This is a genomic window from Micromonospora sp. NPDC023737 (assembly GCF_040639715.1).
Taxonomy (GTDB): Bacteria; Actinomycetota; Actinomycetes; order Mycobacteriales; family Micromonosporaceae; genus Micromonospora.
The window spans coordinates 78,876-95,369 of the sequence record NZ_JBFAAL010000012.1 but is presented as its reverse complement, the minus strand read 5'-3'; the positions used below and the strand labels follow the sequence as shown (position 1 = coordinate 95,369).

The 16,494-nt window shown below is 72.1% G+C and carries 15 protein-coding genes; 4 read left to right on the top strand and 11 right to left on the bottom strand.

Annotation, left to right across the window (positions count from 1 at the left end; genetic code table 11):
- Positions 1-11: 11 nt before the first annotated feature.
- The 3 genes from AB0F98_RS23295 to AB0F98_RS23285 form a co-directional block, all read right to left on the bottom strand.
- Positions 12-812 (bottom strand): ABC transporter permease, encoded by an 801-nt coding sequence (locus AB0F98_RS23295; RefSeq protein ID WP_357738670.1) that lies wholly within the window; start codon positions 810-812, stop codon positions 12-14.
- Positions 813-814: 2 nt separating this feature from the next.
- Positions 815-1,714: an ABC transporter ATP-binding protein gene (locus tag AB0F98_RS23290; protein WP_357738668.1), complete on the bottom strand. Its 900-nt coding sequence runs from the start codon at positions 1,712-1,714 to the stop codon at positions 815-817.
- Between the two features lie 107 nt (positions 1,715-1,821).
- On the bottom strand, positions 1,822-3,288 hold the full coding sequence (locus AB0F98_RS23285; RefSeq protein WP_357738665.1) for an MFS transporter: 1,467 nt from the start codon (positions 3,286-3,288) through the stop codon (positions 1,822-1,824).
- Between the two features lie 108 nt (positions 3,289-3,396).
- On the opposite strand from AB0F98_RS23285, the gene AB0F98_RS23280 reads away from it, so the two are divergent.
- Entirely contained in the window at positions 3,397-4,116 is a 720-nt protein-coding gene (locus tag AB0F98_RS23280; protein WP_357738662.1) for a TetR/AcrR family transcriptional regulator, read from the top strand.
- 241 nt (positions 4,117-4,357) lie between these two features.
- Positions 4,358-5,212 (top strand): alpha/beta fold hydrolase, encoded by an 855-nt coding sequence (locus AB0F98_RS23275; RefSeq protein ID WP_357738659.1) that lies wholly within the window; start codon positions 4,358-4,360, stop codon positions 5,210-5,212.
- Positions 5,213-5,262: 50 nt separating this feature from the next.
- Here AB0F98_RS23275 and AB0F98_RS23270 read toward each other — a convergent pair whose 3' ends face one another.
- Entirely contained in the window at positions 5,263-7,362 is a 2,100-nt protein-coding gene (locus tag AB0F98_RS23270) for a prolyl oligopeptidase family serine peptidase (protein WP_357738656.1), read from the bottom strand.
- Between the two features lie 290 nt (positions 7,363-7,652).
- Here AB0F98_RS23270 and AB0F98_RS23265 point away from each other — a divergent pair, with 290 nt between their 5' ends.
- Positions 7,653-8,798: a site-2 protease family protein gene (locus AB0F98_RS23265; protein ID WP_357738651.1), complete on the top strand. Its 1,146-nt coding sequence runs from the start codon at positions 7,653-7,655 to the stop codon at positions 8,796-8,798.
- An 18-nt stretch (positions 8,799-8,816) separates the two neighbouring features.
- On the opposite strand, the gene AB0F98_RS23260 is transcribed toward AB0F98_RS23265, so the two are convergent.
- From AB0F98_RS23260 to AB0F98_RS23240, 5 genes are all read right to left on the bottom strand, one after another.
- Positions 8,817-9,518, bottom strand: a complete 702-nt coding sequence (locus AB0F98_RS23260; protein WP_357738648.1) for an NUDIX hydrolase — start codon at positions 9,516-9,518, stop codon at positions 8,817-8,819.
- Positions 9,511-11,016 (bottom strand): hypothetical protein, encoded by a 1,506-nt coding sequence (locus AB0F98_RS23255; protein ID WP_357738645.1) that lies wholly within the window; start codon positions 11,014-11,016, stop codon positions 9,511-9,513. The genes AB0F98_RS23260 and AB0F98_RS23255 overlap by 8 nt, the downstream gene beginning before the upstream one ends.
- A 144-nt stretch (positions 11,017-11,160) precedes the next feature.
- On the bottom strand, positions 11,161-12,399 hold the full coding sequence (locus AB0F98_RS23250; protein ID WP_357738990.1) for an FAD-binding protein: 1,239 nt from the start codon (positions 12,397-12,399) through the stop codon (positions 11,161-11,163).
- Positions 12,400-12,536: 137 nt separating this feature from the next.
- Positions 12,537-13,292 (bottom strand): hypothetical protein, encoded by a 756-nt coding sequence (locus tag AB0F98_RS23245; protein ID WP_357738642.1) that lies wholly within the window; start codon positions 13,290-13,292, stop codon positions 12,537-12,539.
- Between the two features lie 317 nt (positions 13,293-13,609).
- Entirely contained in the window at positions 13,610-14,539 is a 930-nt protein-coding gene (locus AB0F98_RS23240) for an LLM class F420-dependent oxidoreductase (protein WP_357738639.1), read from the bottom strand.
- A gap of 183 nt (positions 14,540-14,722) precedes the next feature.
- Here AB0F98_RS23240 and AB0F98_RS23235 point away from each other — a divergent pair, with 183 nt between their 5' ends.
- Entirely contained in the window at positions 14,723-14,899 is a 177-nt protein-coding gene (locus AB0F98_RS23235; RefSeq protein WP_357738636.1) for a hypothetical protein, read from the top strand.
- Between the two features lie 60 nt (positions 14,900-14,959).
- On the opposite strand, the gene AB0F98_RS23230 is transcribed toward AB0F98_RS23235, so the two are convergent.
- Positions 14,960-15,997, bottom strand: coding sequence for a hypothetical protein (locus AB0F98_RS23230; protein WP_357738633.1), 1,038 nt, complete (start codon positions 15,995-15,997; stop codon positions 14,960-14,962).
- A complete protein-coding gene (locus AB0F98_RS23225; protein ID WP_357738630.1) occupies positions 15,997-16,266 on the bottom strand; it encodes a hypothetical protein in 270 nt (89 codons plus the stop codon). Before AB0F98_RS23225 ends, AB0F98_RS23230 begins: the two co-directional genes overlap by 1 nt.
- Positions 16,267-16,494 lie beyond the last annotated feature (228 nt).

Sequence of the window (16,494 nt, the reverse complement as noted above, 5' to 3'; positions counted from 1 at the left end):
TCGGTTTCCGCTCAGACGCGGGCGGTGTCCCGGCGGAACAGCCGGGTCGCGCCGAGCGCGAAGAGGACCGTCCACACGACCAGGTTGGCCACCGCCGCCAGGCTGACGCCGTCGCCGGTCAGCGGGGCGCGGGCGAGTTCACCGACGCCGTACACCGGGGTGAACCGCGCGACGTCCTGGAGCACCTCGGGCAGCACCTCGAGCGGGACGAAGAGCCCACCGAACATCGCCAGCACGGCGAGGATCGGGCCGATGAACTGCATGGCGTTCTCCGCCGGGAAGAGGTAGCCGACGAAGAGGCCGAACGCGGCGAAGACCAGCGAACCGAGCCACGCCCCGAGGCCGGTCAGCAGCCAGACGTCGGCGGATAGCCGTACGCCGGAGGCCGCGCCGACGACGAACTCGACGCCGACCGCGATGAGGCCGAGAGCCATCGCGGTGACGACCTTGGTGGCGACGTACGCGGTCGGCCGCAGCGGGGTGAGCCGCAACTGGCGGCTCCAACCCAGCGCCCGCTCGGTGGCGACCGCGGCCCCGATGCTGGTGGTCGCGACCATGGCGGCGTAGACGGCCAGGCTGACCATGATGTACGCGGTCACCGCGTAGCCGTTGGGAAGCTGCTGCCCACGCTGTGGCAGGCCGAAGATGAGGAAGAAGACGGCCGGCATGATCAGGGTGAACGCGAGAGTTCGCCGGTTGCGCAGCACCCGGCGCAGCTCGATGCGGAGCACGGCTGGTGAGAACCCGCCCAGGGCCGGGGGACGCCGGTCGGGGGTGACGCGGTCGGTGGTGGCGCTCAGCGAGATGGTCATCGTCAGACTCCGGCGTGGTCGGTGGTGAGGGCGAGGAAGGCGTCTTCGAGGTTGCGGGAGGTGATCTCCACGTCCCGGGCCTCGGTCCGGGTGAGCAGGTGCCGGGCGACCAGATCGGAGTCGGCGGTACGCACGAGCACGCTGTCGCCGCGTACCTCCACCGCGTCGACGCCGGGCAGCGCGGCGAGCGCCGCCTGGTCGGCGCCGGGGAGAGTGGCCCGCACGAGGCGGCCGGCGGCCAGGTTCTTGATCTCAGCGGTGGTGCCGTCGGCCACGATCCGTCCCTGCCGGACCAGCACGATCCGGTCGGCGTACGCGTCGGCCTCGTCCAGGTAGTGGGTGGCGAAGATGACGGTCCGTCCGGACCGGGCGTCGCGGCGCAGCGCCTGCCAGAACTCGCGCCGCCCCTCGACGTCCATCCCGGTCGTCGGCTCGTCGAGCACCATCAGGTCAGGGTCGGGCAGCAGGGCGAGAGCGAAGCGCAGCCGCTGCTGCTGGCCGCCGGAGCACTTGCCCACCACCCGGTCGGCGATGCCGGTGATTCCGGCGCGCTCCAACACCTCCTCGGCGGGGCGGCTGTGCCGGTAGAGGTTGGCGGTCAGCCGTACCGTCTCGCCGACGGTCAGGTCCTTGAGCAGCCCGCCGGTCTGGAGCACCGCGGCGATCCGGCCGCTTGCGATCGCGTCCGCCGGGCTGCCCCCGAGGATCCGCACCGAACCGGCGTCCGGGCGGGCCAGGCCGAGCAGCATGTCGATGGTGGTGGTCTTGCCGGCGCCGTTCGGGCCGAGGAAGGCGACCACCTCGCCGGGTTCCACCCGCAGGCTCAGCCCGTCCACCGCGGTGACCGCGCCGAAGGTCTTGGTGAGGCCGCTCAGCTCCACGGCCGGTTCAGTGCTCGTCATGGCAACCATGCTCTTGCGACCGGGCGCTTCGTGCCCCGAGCGCGCGTCACGTTCCCGCCGTGACATTTGTCAGGGGTGAGGGCGGCGGCGCCGCCCCCACCGGTTGATCAGTGCTGTCCCGGTTCCGGGTCACGGGCCTGCCTGGGCAGCAAGAACGCGGCGACGACGGTGCCTGCGAGGAGCGCCGCCTCCACCCAGAGCGTGGCCCGGACCGCGGAGCCGGCGCCGCCGTCCGGCAGCTGGGCGAAGAAGACCGTGCCGAGCACCGCCACCCCCAGCGCACCGCCGAGTTGCTGGACGGCGGTGAGCGTGCCGGAGGCCGAGCCGGTCTCGGCCGGTTCCACTCCGGAGAGCACGATGTCGAAGAACGGGGACATCACCAGGCCCATCCCGAATCCGACCACGAGCAGCGCCGGTACCAGCCGCCAGGGGGTGACCTCCGGACCGGCGAGCCGCAGGGTCAGCAACATCCCGCCGACGCCGGCCAGCACCACGACCAGGCCGGTGTGGATGAGCGTACGACCGAACCGCCGGGCCAGGCCGGTGCCCGCGATCACGAAGGCCGCCACCATGCCGAGCGCCTGCGGTACGCCGGCCAGCCCGGCCTCCAGTGGCGAGTACCCGAGACCGAGCTGGAGGTAGAGGCTGAACACCAGTGAGAACCCGGTGAGTGCGGTGAAGAACGCCAGCCCGGCGACGAGGCCACCGGTGAACGCGCGGCGGCGGAACAGCGACGGCACCACGAGCGGCTCCCGGCCGGCCCGCTGCCGGCGTACCTCGTAGCGGGCGAAGTAGGCGAAGACGACGACGGCGGCGACGAGCATCGCGTACATCCAGGCCGGCCAGCCCTGCTCGCGGCCCTGCACCAGCGGGTAGACCAGCAGCACCGCGCCGAGCGCCACCAGGCCGACGCCGGGCAGGTCGAGCCGGGACGCGGGCGCGGGGCGGGATTCCGGCAGGAAGCGCAGCGCACCGAGCATCGCGAGCAGGCCGAGCGGCAGGTTGATCAGGAAAATGGCGCGCCAGCCGGTGCCCCAAAGGTCGGCGTCGACGAGCCACCCCGCGAGGATCGGGCCGCCGACCGCGGAGATCCCCATGACCGGGCCGAACGCGCCGAACGCGGCGGCCAGCTCCCGAGGTGGGAAGACCTCCTTGATGATGCCGAGACCCTGCGGGAGGAGGACTGCGCCGAACAGGCCCTGCGCGACCCGGGAGGCGACGAGCATTCCGGGGCTGACGGAGAGGGCACAGAGCGCCGAGGCGACGGTGAAGCCGACCACCCCGACCAGGAACATCCGGCGCCGCCCGTAGAGGTCGCCGAGGCGTCCGCCGGTGATCAGGCCGATCGCCATGGCGAGGGTGTAGCCGGCGCCGAGCCACTGGATCAGGCTCGCCGAGCCACCCAGCTCTGCGCGGATCGCGGGGCCGGCGAGGTTGGTGACGAGAGCGTCGAGGAGGTCCATGACCTCCGCGGCGAGGATGACGGCGAGGGCGAGCCAGCGCCAGCGGTACGGCTGGGGCTCGGCGACGGAGGGCGGGGCGGTGCCCGCCGCGTCGACGGTGGCCTGGGACATCGGAACTCCTCGGGCTACTGCGAACGGTGCTCGTTTACGAACACTGTTCTATCAGCGAACGCCGTTCGTCGGCAAGTAGGATGTCCGAGTCCCGATCCGGAGGTGACCGTGAGCGACCTGCCCGACCCGCCCTGGCGTACGCCCGCCCGCAGCCGGCCGGCGCGCCGGCCGTTGAGCCAGCAGGTCATCGTGGACGCCGCCCTGGCAGTTCTCGGCCGGGAGGGGCTGGGCGGGCTGAGCATGCGGCGGGTAGCGCAGGAGCTGGGCACCGGCCCGGCCTCGCTCTACGCGCACGTCTCCGGCAAGGATGAGCTGCTGGAGCTGCTGCTGGACCGGGTGAGCGCCGCCATCACCGTTCCCGAACCTGACCCGCAGCGCTGGCCGGACCAGATCAAGGAAGTGGCCTGGCAGGCGTACCGCGCCTACGCGACCCACACCCACCTGGCGCTGGCCTCCCTGGCCACCATCCCCACCGGGCCGAACGCGCTGCGGGTGGCCGAGGGGATGCTGGCCATCCTGCTCGCCGGCGGGGTGCCGCCCCGACCGGCGGCCTGGTTCCTCGACCGGCTCTTCCTCTACATCGCCGGGGACGCGTACGAGGGAGCGCTCATCGGCGAGAAGGTCCGCGCCTCGGGCAAGGACGCCGAGGGGTACTGGACAGGCATGCTCGCGCAGCTGCGCGATTACTACCTCCGCCTCCCGCCCGAACGCTTCCCGCACACGCTCGCCCACGTCGACGAACTGCTGGCCGGCGGCGGGGACGAGCGCTTCGCGTTCGGGCTCGACCTGCTGGTGCAGGGCGTCGCCCGTTACGCCACGCCGCGCTGACCCGCCGGCTGCGGCATGGGGCTGCGGCATGGGGCTGCGGCATGGGGCTGCGGCATGGGGCTGATACCTCAGAGGCATAAATATGCCTCTGAGGTATCAGGCCCCCGAGCAACCTGGCCGCCAGCGCGCATCCGGAGCCCGACTCGCGGCACCTACCGGGGCGGTCGGCGACTGGAGGATTCTCTGGGCGTCAACCGGGTAACCGCCGGGGTCCGCACGTCGCGACCGGGGAGGGACGCCGATGGGCAGCGCGCCGCAGGGGAACGTGGACACCGTCGTACTGATCCACGGGCTGTGGATGACCTCGCGGAGCTGGGAACGGTGGGTCGGGCGTTACGAGGCGCGCGGCCTGCGGGTGCTCGCCCCCTCCTGGCCCGGCATGGAGGGCGAGGTCGAGCAGCTGCGCGACGACCCGACGCCGATCGCGAAGCAGCGGATCGCCGACATCGTCGACCACTACGAACAGATCATCCGTGGCCTCCCCCGACCACCGATCATCATCGGGCACTCGTTCGGCGGTCTGATCACCCAGATCCTCGTCGACCGGAGGCTCGGCGCGGCCGCGGTCGGCGTCCATCCCGCGCCCATCAAGGGCGTGGCCAAGCTGCCGCTCAGCACCCTGCGCTCCGGGTTCTCGATCCTGCGCAACCCGGCGAACCGGCACCGGGCCGTACCGTTCACCCAGGACGACTTCCACTACGCGTTCGGCAACACCATGAACCGCGCCGACTCCGACCGCGCCTGGCAGCGCTACGCGGTCCCCGGCGCCGGGCACGTGCTCTTCGAGGGCGTCTTCGCCAACCTCGACCCGAACTCGGCCGCCGACGTGTACACCCGGCGCGACGACCGGGCCCCACTGCTGCTGCTCGCCGGGGGCGCCGACCACGTCATCCCGCCAGGGGTCGTACGCAGCAACGCCGCGCTCTACACGAAGTCCCGGGCGCTGACCGCGTACCACCCGTTCCCCGGCCGGTCGCACTTCACCGTCGGCCAGGAGGGCTGGGAGGAGGTCGCCGACTACTCGCTGAACTGGGCGCTGGAGGCGGCCGCCCTACCGCGCGCGGAGACCATCGCGAGCGAGAGCCCGCGCCGCTGACTCCGGCCCGGGCCGCTCACCGCGACCCGGCCGATGCGGCACGCCCGCAGCTACCGCTGGAAGACCTGAGCCCGCTCGCTCGTATCGGCAGAGGGTTGGCGCGGTACACCCTGGCCCTGCGGCGTCAGCTTGCGCCAGAGGAAGTCCAGCGCCAGCGCCCAGATGAACGCGTGCTGTTCGTTGTCGGCAGCGCCGCCGTGCCCGCCCTCGATGTTCTCGTAGTAGGAGACGTCGTGGCCGTGCTCGCGCAGCCGGGCCGCCATCTTCCGGGCGTGACCCGGATGCACCCGGTCGTCCCGGGTCGAGGTGACCAGCAGTACCGGCGGATACGTCAGCCCGCTGCGGATGTTGTGGAACGGCGAGTACTCCCGCAGGTAGGCCCAGTCCTCCTCCCGGTCCGGGTCGCCGTACTCGGCCATCCACGAGGCGCCGGCGAGCAGCCGGTGATAGCGGCGCATGTCCAGTACGGGCACCTGGGCGACGACCGCGCCGAAGAGCGCCGGGTAGCGGGTGAGCATCACACCCATCAGGAGGCCGCCGTTGCTGCCGCCCTCGATGCCGAGCTGCGCTGGCGTGGTGATCCCCTGCGCGACCAGGTCGGACGCCACCGCCGCGAAGTCCTCGTACGCCTTCGGCCGGTTCTCCCGCATCGCGGCGTGGTGCCATCGTGGGCCGTACTCGCCGCCGCCGCGGATGTTCGCCACCACGAAACTGCCGCCACGGGCCAGCCAGCCTCGGCCGACGACTCCGTCGTAGTCCGGCGTCAGGGGAATCTCGTAACCGCCGTACCCGGTGAGGAGGGCCGGCCCGGTGGTGATGGGCTCGGGCCCCACCACGAAGTACGGCACCCGAGTGCCGTCGGCAGACGTGGCGAAGCACTGGCGTACCGCCAGGTTCGCGGCGTCGAAGGACGCCGGCTCCCGCTTGAGGACCTCGACCGGGCCGCCGACCCGGCCGAGTCGCAGCGTCGCGGGCTGGAGGAACCCCTCCGAGGCGAGCAGGTACTCGTCGCCCAGGTCCGGGTCGGTCTCCACGAGCCGGCTGTGCTCGTCCGCGGGTACCCCCGCGAGCGGCTCCCGCCGCCACCCCGTCTCGTCGGGCGTCAGCACCGTCAACCGGCTCCGCACGTCGACGAGAGTGGCCATGATCAGATGGTTTCGGGTCCAGACGTGGTAGCTCAGGGCGGTACGTTCGTCGGGGCGGAACAGTGTTGTCAGCTCCCGCTCGCCGGCGAGGAACGCGTCGAACCGGGTCGCCAGCAGAGCACCCGCGGGATGGGTCGCCACACCGACGCGCCACGGCGAGCGGAGCCGGATCACCAGCCACTCCCGGTGTACGTCCCACGAGGCGTCCTCCGGCACGGGAATCCGGACCAGCTCCCCCGCCTCCGTCAGCAGGAAGTTCTCCGTCCGGTAGAAGTCCAGGCTGCGGCCCACGAAGTCGCGCACGAACCCCGGCGTCGGATCGTGCGAGGCGTAAACGGTCACATCGTCGGGCTGGGCCTCGTAGACGACCTCGGCCTCGGCCAGCGGCGTGCCCCGCCGCCATCGCTTGGCGATCCGCGGGTAGCCGGAAGTGGTCAGCGAGCCGGGTCCGAAGTCGGTGGCCACGTAGATGTGGTCCGGATCGATCCAGCCAGCGGCAGTCTTCGCCTCGGGGAGGGTGAAGCCCCCGGGCACGAACTCCCGACGGTCCAGATCGAACTCACGGACCACCGTCGCGTCGGCGCCGCCCCGGGACAGGCTGATCAGGCAGCGCTGGTATCCGGGCCGGAGCACCGTGACCCCGCCCCAGACCCAGCTCTCCCCCTCCTCGGCGGCCAACGCGTCGACGTCGAGCAGCACGTCCCACTCCGGTACCCGCCGGCGATACTGGTCGAGAGTGGTTCGACGCCAGAGCCCGCGCGGATGGGCGGCGTCCCGCCAGAAGCTGTAGTAGAAGTGATCCCCGCGCCAGCCCGGGTAGGGAATGCGCTCGTCGGCGTCGAGCACCTGCCGGATCTCGGCCCGCAGCGTGGCGAACCGCTCGCCACCGGTCAGCGCGGCGAGGGTCTCCGCGTTGCGATCCCGCACCCACCGGGCGGCTTCCGCCCCGTCGAGGTCCTCCAACCAGAGGTACGGGTCATCATCCTCATCGATCCGTGCCGTCACCTACGCAACTATCCCTGACGGGCGAGCCGTGGCCGTCGCCGGTGTCTGTCGGCATGACGACGCACACCGGCTCACCGCCCCCTGGGCGACTCGCCGATAGCCGGGACGGCGAGCCACGGCGCCGGGCGAGAAGCGGACCTCCTGGTCGTCTTGTGGCACCAGTCGCACTGGCGCAGCCGACAGGACGATGTTCTCGATGCTGTTCACGCGATGGATTCGAGCAGTCAGAGCGTCCAACCGGTGACTCTTGCCCCTGGCATGGCCGGACGCTGCACGGGTATCACTCGCTCATGAGGGCGAGTTTTCGGCTCGGGCGGGTCGCGGGCGTACCCGTCGGGGTCAACTGGAGCGTCCTGGTCATCTTCGCGTTGATCTGGTGGGGCCTGGCGGCGAGCCAGTTCCCCCGCTCGTACCCCGACCGGCCGGTGATCCTCTACGTGCTGGCCGGGCTGGTCGCGGCGGTGGTCTTCTTCGTCGGACTGCTGGCCCACGAGGTCTCCCACGCGATCATCGCCAAACGCAACGGGTTGGAGGTAGGCGGCATCACGCTGTGGCTGTTCGGCGGGGTGGCCGAGCTGCGCGGCGAGGCGAAGGACCCGGGCGCGGAACTACGCATCGCCGGGATCGGTCCGCTGGTGAGCTTCTGCATCGGGCTCGTCTTCGGCGCGTTCGCCATCATCCTCGCCCAGGTCGGGTACCGCGGGCTCGCGCTCGGCGTGCTCGCCTGGCTGGCCGGCATCAACATCCTGCTGGCGGTCTTCAACGTGCTGCCGGCGGCCCCGCTCGACGGCGGACGGTTGCTGCGCGCGGGGGTGTGGCGATGGACCGGCGACCGGACCAAGGCGACGGTGGTGGCCGCCCGCGCCGGCTGGGTGTTCGGAGCGCTGCTCATCGGCCTGGGCCTCTGGCAGTTCCTGGCCGGCGTCGGGTTCGGCGGGCTCTGGCTGGCGCTGATCGGCTGGTTCCTGATCGGCGCCGCCGCCATGGAGGAGCGGCAGGCCCGGATGGGCAGCGCGCTGCAAGGTGTCCGGGTGGGCGACGTGATGACGGCGCAGCCGCAGACCGCGTCGGCGGACATGACGGTCGCCGACTTCGTCGACCGGTACCTCTTCGCGTACCGGCACTCGGCGCTGCCGCTCACCGAGGACGGGGGGCGGCCGATCGGGCTGGTCACCCTGGACCGCGTACGTGGGATACCGCCGGAGCGCCGGTCGGCGACCACGCTGGCCGAGGTGGCCTGCCGGGAGGAGCAGCTGGTGCTCGCCAAACCGGACGAACAGTTGAATGAGCTGCTGCCCCGGCTCAACCAGTGCGCCGACGGACGCGCTCTGGTGGTGACCGAGGGTCAGCTGGTCGGCATCGTCTCGCCCAGCGACATCAGCCGGGCGGTGCAGCGGGGCAGCCTGCGCGACCAGATGGCCGGCGACCATCGGTGACCGGGGGCTCCGGCGCTGTCACCTCGCCGGGTCGGTGAGCAGCCCGCGCAGCGTCGCCCGGGTCCACGCCGCGATGGTGAACGAATCCGTGATGACCCCGTCCCGGATCAGGTCGCCCACCCGCTGCGCCGGGTAGGTACGCACCGCACGGATACCCTCGTCGGCGTCCGGCGGCCCGAGCTCGGTGATCTCCGCCAGGTACAGCCGGACCTCGTCCGTCGACGTCCCGGTGTCCGGATGCATCGACCCGAGCTCGACCAGCCGGGCCGGAGCGACGCCGATCTCCTCCTGGAGTTCCCGGGCGGCCTGCTCGGCCGGGGGCACGCCCGCCTCGCCGAAGCCGCGGGGCGCCTCCAGGTGCCAGCGGCGGGTGGCGTGCCGGAAATGCTCGATCAGGACGATCGTCCGGTCGAGCACCGGCAGCAACACGACCCCGTCCGCTCCGCCGCTGGGCATCTTGCGGATGTACGTGCCGAGGCCGCCGCCGGGAAACCGGACCGGATCGCGGACCAGGGTCAGGTATTCGTCCCGGTAGACCACGCCCGCACGGCTCCACTCCGGCGGCAGCCCGCGGGCGCGCAACGCGGCGGCCTTGGCCTGCTCCGCGGCCGTCACCTGCTCCGCGTCGTCCAGGATCCGGATGGCGGCGTCGGCCGGGTCGGCGAAATACTCGGGCAGCCGTTTCCGCAGGTCCAGGTAGTCGTCCCAGCCACTACTCACCGTCGTCTCCCTGCGGTCGGTCGATGTTGGCGTCCGAGTCCCGCCCGACGACTCCGTCCACCAGCGGGAAGCCCGCCTCCCGCAACCGGCGGACGAGTTCCCGCCAATCCTCCCCCGCGCGGAGCAGATGCACCCGCATCACGTCGATCCCGGTACCCAGCTCCGCCTCGGCCCGCCGCTGGTCCCGGCCCACCACCGCGAAGCGGACCACGGCCGTCGCGCCCCGGGCCACCACCTCGGTGGCCACCTCGCCGATCAGCTCGATCCGCGGGTCGCCGTCGAAGACGACCGAGACGCTCGAACCGAGCACCTCGACGGTGACCCGGATGGCCGGCTCCCACGCCTGCATGCGTTTCAGCCGCCGTTCCCCGACGATGCCGGCGAGGCGCCGGGCCAGGGCGACGTACCGGTCGTAGACCAGTTGGCCCCGGGCCACGAAGTCGAACGGGTCGTCGAGCAGTTCCTGGAGTCCGGCGACGTACGCGTGCCACTCGTCGGTCGCCCGCGCCTGCTGGACGTGGTGCAGGTCGATCCCGGTGAGGTCGATTCGCAGCGGCAGCTGTGCCAGGTCGAAGGCGTACGGCCGCAGCGTACGCAGCAGCGTGAGGAGGTCGTCCATCCCCCGCTCGGGCGGCCGCTCCCGGCGGTACTCCTGCATCGCGGTGCGCCGTAGCGAGTCCGTGGGAATCAACGCGTACCCGTCGACGGCGTCCGGCAGCGTGGTGTTGTACCGCAGGTCGACCAGTTGTTTGAGCTCGGCGACCAGCGGCGCTTCGGCGCTGAACATGCCGTGGGCCGGATTGGTGCCGGGTTCGACGAGGAACTCGCGGTAGAAGCCGTCACGGTCGGCCTGGTCGGCGTCGAGCGCCCACTGGTTGACATCCCGCAACCGGCGTTTGAGCACCGGCACGGCCTCGTCGTCCAGGCGCAGGTCACGCTGGAGCTCACCGAGGTCGAGCGCGGGCAGTTGAAGCAGGAACCGGCGGAACTCCGCGAACATCAGCCGCTGGGTGAGCCGTTCGTTCTCCGCGTCGTCCCAGGAGAGCCGGATGCAGCGCAGCTCGTCCAGCTCGTCGAGGACGCTCAGCCACGCCCGCCAGCCGGCTGCGTCGACGCCGAACCGGGGCGCCGCCGCCGGATCGCGTTCGCGCAGGAGGAACGGGACGAGGACGCTCTCGGCCAGCATCGTGCGGAACGCGTCCCGCTGCGGTCCGGAATCGATGAAGTCCTGGTAGACGACAGGATTGTTGAAGAAGTAGGCCCGGTTCACCACGACCTGCTCGGCGTTCAGAATGGAGCGCAGGTACTCGGCTCGGGCGTCCTGCCGCCGGCGGCGTTCGACGTCCCGGTAGGACTGCCTGCGCCGGAGCATCTGCGCAAGCAGATCCTGTGTCACCCACTGGTTGTCGAGACACTGCGCGACGACCGTGATCGGCGCGAGGTCACGGTTGTCGATCGGCACGACCCGATCGCCGGCGCCGGTGATCTCCTGGGCCATACGACTCCTCAGTGGACGCAGGAAGGGGTCCCGAGTCATCATGCCGTCCACACCGCCGAAAGAGGGACCCGAACTGAAGTCCGAAATCCGTACCCAGGAAAGGCGGTACCGGTACGATCCGGACCCGGCCCCCGGGGGTGGCGGTCAGCGCGGGAAGTACCGGTCGAGCAGTTCGGTACGGAACACCCCGCGCGGGTCCAGACGGGCCAGCAGGGCCGCGAAGTCCGCGTACCGCGGGTAGGCGGCGGCCACCTGGGCCGGGTCGATCGCGAAGACCTTGCCCCAGTGCGGTCGCGGCTGAAACGGCGCGAGCCGCTCCTCGACGGCGGCCACCACGGGCAACACCACGGCGGGGTCGTCGACCCAGGTGAAGTGCACGGCGAGGCTGTCCCGGCCGTGGTTCGGGCTGAGCCAGAGCTGGTCGGCCGCCACCGTACGCAGCTCGCAGATCTGCAGCACCGGCGCGATCAGGTGCGCGATCGGGTCGAGCGCGGCGAGCGCCTCCGCCGCCGCGGCGCGGGGCAGGTGATATTCCGACTGCAACTCGTCGCCGCTGCTCGGGGTGAAGCCGAGCTGGAAGTGCGGCAGCCGCTCGTGCCACGGCCCGGGCACGCCCAGCTGCGGCGTGCAGTTCTGCGCCGGCATGCCCGGCACCGGGTGCTGCGGCGCGGCGGCCGCCGTCGTACCGAGCCAGTCGGGTGACGGCGCCGCTTCGTCGGCCCGCTGTTTGCGCCACACCTGGTTGAGCCGCGGCGTTCGCCAGTCGGTGAAGAGGCTGACGCTGTACGCCGAGCCGAGCGCTGCGTCGACGTGCTCGCGCGGCAGGTCCAGCTGGACGTACTGGCGCACCTCGAAGGTGGGCAGCAGGTCGAGGGTGACCCGGGTGACGACGCCCAGCGCGCCGAGGCCGACGACCATGCCGGCGAAGGTGTCTCCGTCGGTGTCCCGGTCTGCCCGGAGCAGGTCGCCGTCGGCGGTGACCAGCTCCAGCGCGGCGACCGAGGTGGCCAGGTTGCCGTTGGCCTGACCGGAGCCGTGGGTGCCGGTGGCGATCGCCCCGGCGACCGAGATGTGCGGCAGGGAGGCGAGATTGGCCAGGGCGTACCCCTCGGCGTGCAGGCGGGTGGCCACGTCCCCGTACCGCAGTGCGGCGGCGACCGTGACCTGCCGACGATCCCGGTCGATGGTGATCTCCGGCGGCAGCCCGGCCAGGCTCACCAGGTCGCCGTCGGTGTCGCCGAGCCGGTTGAAGGAGTGCCCGGTGCCGACCGCGCGGACCCGCTCGGCGGCGGCCACCAGCCGACGCAACTGGTCGACGCTGGTCGGCCGGTGGAACCGGCGCGCCGAGTAACGCACGTTCCCGGCCCAGTTGCGGCGGGGCACGTCGTCGCCGGTGCCGGTCGGCACGGAGGCGTCGGCCGCCCCGCCCGCAGTACCCGTCACGGTCGACGACCCCGACCTGCCGGTCGAACTGGTCGGCTCGCCGGGCACGGCGGCGTTGGTCAGTTCGTCGGCGGTGGTCACGAGGTGGTCTCCCGATCGGTCGAGCGGTTTTCGGCGAGGGCGGTGCTGAGCGCGAGCAGCGCCTCGTCGACCTGAAACGTGTCGTAGCCGCGCATGGCGACCGTCAGCCCGCCGGCCCGGACGCGTTCGATCTCGGCGCGGGCGGACTCCCGCTCCGGCGTTCCTCCCCAGGCCAGCGCCTCCTGGCCCCGCCGGATGAGCTCGTCGACCTGGTCCGTCCGGTAGCCACGCAACCCGATCGTGAACTCTTCGACGGCGAAGGCGGCACGGCGGCAGGCCAGCGCGTCGGTGAAGCGACCACCGGCGTACCGGGTGAGCGCGGCGGACACCTCCTCGGGCTTCTCCCGCACCTGGCCCAGGTCGAGCAGCTCCACCGCGGCGCGGCCGTCCAACGGGTGCCGGGCGTTCCCGGGCAGGCCGAGCGGGTGGCCGGGGGCGGGCACCGCCAGCAGGCGGGGCGAGGCGGGGGTGCCCTCGACGGGCGGTGGTTCGTCGAGCACGAGCGCGTCGATCTCCGCCCATCTGATCATCCGACGCAGCCCGGGTCGCCGTACGGTCAGCCCCTCGGGGCCGATGCCGAACCGGAACGGCCGGAACGCGCCGAGCAGCGCCAGACCGCCGAGAGCGACGGCGCCGACGGCGACGAGGTTGCGCAGCAGGGCGCCCTCTCTGGGCACCACCAGCAGGGCCACGCCGCCCAGCACGCAGACCACGGGCAGCACGAGTGATCCACGGGTCCGCCGCAGTTCCACGTCCTGCCCCCGTTCTGACTGCGCTCGTCGGTGTGCGCATCCTCCGACAGCCCGGAACCGGTGGGCACCCGTCATTCGGCCACGATTGGCACCGGCACCGAGGGGAACCCTACGCCCATGAACAGTCACCTCGATCCCGCCCCGAACGGCGGCGTGTCCAAGCCGAAGACGCACGAGATCCGCTGCGGCGGCGGCCCGGACGCCTCGTCGCCCGGGCCGCGCCCGACGCCGGCGCCCCCGCCCGCGCCCACACCGGTGCCGACACCCGCCCCGCCGCCCCGCCGGGACGACCAGCGGGACGACCCACGGGACGGGCGTCAGATCTTCGGCATCACCTCGGCCGCGACCAGCTCGATCTGGTCGAGGTCGGCGAGGTCGAGCACCTGAAGGTAGATCCGCTGGGCGCCGATCTCGGCGTACCGGCCGATCTTGTCGACGATCTCGGCGGGCGTGCCGGCCATTCCGTTGGCGCGCAGCTCCTCGGGATCCCGGCCGATCGCCGCGGCGCGGCGGGCCACCTCGGCGTCGTCGCGCCCGCAGCAGAGCACCAGCGCGTTCGACCAGCAGAGCTCGGCCGGGTCACGGCCGATCTCGGCGCACGCCGCCCGTACCCGGTCGAACTGGGCAGCCGAGTCCGCCACCGAGGCGAAGGGCAGGTTGAACTCGTCGGCGTACCGGGCGGTGAGCTGCGGGGTCCGCTTCTTGCCCATCCCGCCGATCAGGATCGGCGGACGCGGAGACTGCACCGGCTTCGGCAGGGCGGGCGAGTCGGCCACCGGGTAGTAGCGCCCGTCGTAGCTGAACTTCTCGCCCCGCGGCGTCGCCCAGAGGCCGGTGATGACGGCGAGCTGCTCCTCCAGCCGGTCGAACCGCTCGGCCAGGGACGGGAACGGGATGCCGTACGCGGCATGCTCCTCGGCGTACCAGCCGGTGCCGATGCCCAGCTCGACCCGGCCGCCGCTCATCTGGTCGACCTGAGCCACGGTGATCGCCAGCGGCCCGGGCAGCCGGAACGTGGCGGCGGTCATCAGCGTGCCGAGCCGGATCCGGCTGGTGTCCCGGGCGAGGCCGGCCAGCGTGGTCCACGCGTCGGTGGGGCCGGGCTCACCGCTCACGTCGCCCATCTTGAGGTAGTGGTCGGAGCGGAAGAACGCGCCGTAGCCGGCGTCCTCGGTGCAGCGGGCCACGGCGAGCAGCTGGTCGTAGCTGGCGCCCTGCTGGGGTTCGGTGAAGATCCGCAGTTCCATACCCCGAGCATATGGAGCCGGGCGGCGTCGATCGGGTCACCCCGTCGACCTCCCGGCCGGGCCGCTCGTTTGTCCGGCGGGAGGTACGCATGACCGGCAGCCGGCGCTTCCCCCGACACGGCCCGACCGGCGAGGTCGCCCGCGCCCGCCCCCGGCGACGGTCTGCTCTGCACGGCGAAGTGGGTGTCCGCCGAGACGGCGTTCGTGCTGCGCTACCCGGACCGCGGGCCGGTGACCGTCCGGACCGACGGGAACTGCGTGGTCGCCGTCGCGGGCGACCGTGGCCGCGGGCTGGACTTCGGATTGTTCAGCACCTTCGACTGGTCGTACCGGACGCCTGGCGGCGACCCGCCCCGCTGACGAGGGCGGCGAGCCGCGGCGGCGCCGGGCCGGTCCACCCGGCACCGCCGCGGCGCCGCGTCAGACGTACGGACGGGTGGCGTAGGCGGCCCTCAACGCCGACAGGCCGGTCGCCTTCGGGGAGAGTGTGCCCCAGCCGGAGTTGAAGTAGTTCGTCTGCACGATCCGCGGTCCCCGCTCGGCGTTGAGCTTGGCGATCGCGGCCGGCACGGTGGCGATCCAGGCGGCCTGGTTCGGGATCTCGGCCACCCGCACACCCCACTCGGCGATGATCACCGGCCGGGAGAGCGCGACCGGGCCGAGGTCGGCGACGGCCCAGTCCTTCGTACGCCGGAAGCGGTCGAGAGCGGTGTGGGTGGGGCTGGTCGCGTACACGTTCCACTGCAGGTGGTCGAGGCGCGCCATCAGCGACTCGGGGTGGGTGCGCTGGAAGCAGGCCCGGTCGAAACCGCCCAGCCCGACGGAGAACGTGCTGCCCGCGGGGAGTGACCGTGCCTTGAACCAGTTCACGATGTACGTCACCGCCTGGACCGCGCGGGCGTCCGACTCGGCCCAGTTGTAGGCCTTGCCCGCCTCGCTGGTGCCGAACTCGTGATCGGTGTCCAGCTCCGAGGCGAGCTGGATGTTCACCGGGAAGCCCAGCGTCCGGTACTGGGACAGGGCTCGGGCGAAGAGCCCGTCGCACTGCCCGGCGAGCACCTGGCCGTACCCGTACGCCTTGGGCCAGGTCGTCCCCGGACGCTGCTGGATGGTCATGGCAGGCGCCGGGACGGTGTAGGACGTACCGTCCACGGTGAAGGTCTGCGGTCCGGCGTTCGGCGCCCCGTAGTGCTTCAGCTCCAGCACCATGTTGATCTTGATACCCGATTTGCCGAGTGTGGTCAGCCACTGCCGCTGGTACCCGGGAAAGATGTAGCCGTCGGCGAAGCTGCGGTACTGCGTGAGCGAACGGAAGTTGCCGCCCGCGATGTCGGCCGTCGGGTCGGCGCCGCCGGAGAGGTAGTAGCCGCCGAGCACCGGCGGCGCGATGGCATAGCTGGCGGTGGCAGTGGCGGTACGCCCGCCGGAGTCACGCACCGTGACAGTGACCTTGGGCATCACGCCACCGCCCGGTAGACGGCCACCGCGCCGTTGTCCGACAGCCGCGTCCAACTGCGGCCGGAGTCGTCGCTGACGGTGACGGTGAGGGGATCGATGACCGCGGCGACGCGTACCGGCGCGCTGCTGTTGCCCTGCGCGTCGGTGACCACGATCGTGATGGTCAGCGGTCTGCTGTCGGTGTCGCCGTAGGTGACGGTGAGGTTCATCTGGTCACCCGGTGAGTAGGTCGACGCGTTGAGGGATGCGGACGCGGTGGGAGCGGCCATGCCGGCCCCTCCTTCCTTGTTCAGCGCCGGACCGGCTGCTGACCGGTGCGGGCGGGCTGTCGTCGGTTGCGGCAACGACCGGGGCCGCCGGGCGCGTCGGTGCTCCGGCGTGGGTTCCCCGGGTACGCACACCCCGTCGTCGGGGGTCGGCGTGATCGCGCGTCGAGCCGTGCCGCGGCGCTGCGCCGGTCTCGGGTCGCGGTAGGTCGGTACGCGTCGAGCGGACGC